We start from the raw sequence: 714 nt of genomic DNA, 5'->3' as shown, positions 1-714 counted from the left end.
ACTTATTATTAATTAACTGCTAATTTATAATTAAAGATAAAAATAAATGATAAGGTTTTAACTATGGCCAATAACGCAGATGCAATTAATGTAGCAGTAGATAAAGAAAGAGATAACATAAACGATGATGGTAAAAATTATACACCGTATCGACATAGAAAAGGTATGACTCTTTATCTTCGATTAAATATAAATGTAAACAATGAAGATTTTAGAAATGGATCTCCCAAAACAATGGTGATTAATGTTGCTCAAAAACGTATTGATGAGTATCCGAAGTATACATTTGAAGAGTTTGTAAGTAACAATGCTTCAGAATGTGTGAAGTCGGGGGAATTCGAGATTACGCGAGGTGCCTATGAAAAATTTTTAGCTAAACATAAATACTATTACAGAATATTTCATGAAGCAAAAGTGAATGAGTGTCGTGGTTACTTCTTTATTGACAGAGCTGGAATTAAGAAAGAGGCTGCAAAGATATCAAAGCCAGTTCATGACGTAGCAGATATGGTTGAAAAGCTTGCTTTAGATGGTCTTTTGACTGCTGTAGAAGCACAAGATCTGTATCAATCAATGTACAGAATTAAACAAGTATTAGACGCATACGTTATGCCTGATATTCTTTTTCAGAATATGCTTTTCTATGATAAAAAATTGACTGATAAAATTAAAAACTACAATAATTTATCTAACTTTAAAATTTCAAGTAAAGCA

The 714-nt window shown here is 30.4% G+C and carries 1 protein-coding gene; it reads left to right on the top strand.

Annotated features, from left to right (window positions below; translation table 11 throughout):
• Positions 1-63: 63 nt before the first annotated feature.
• Positions 64-714: hypothetical protein (locus AB4323_RS24560; RefSeq protein WP_372153567.1), on the top strand; the 651-nt coding region annotated here is incomplete at its 3' end.

The organism is Vibrio sp. 10N.261.52.C11 (genome assembly GCF_041471405.1).
Classification (GTDB): domain Bacteria; phylum Pseudomonadota; class Gammaproteobacteria; order Enterobacterales; family Vibrionaceae; genus Vibrio; species Vibrio crassostreae_C.
This window is presented reverse-complemented; position numbering and strand designations above follow the sequence as displayed.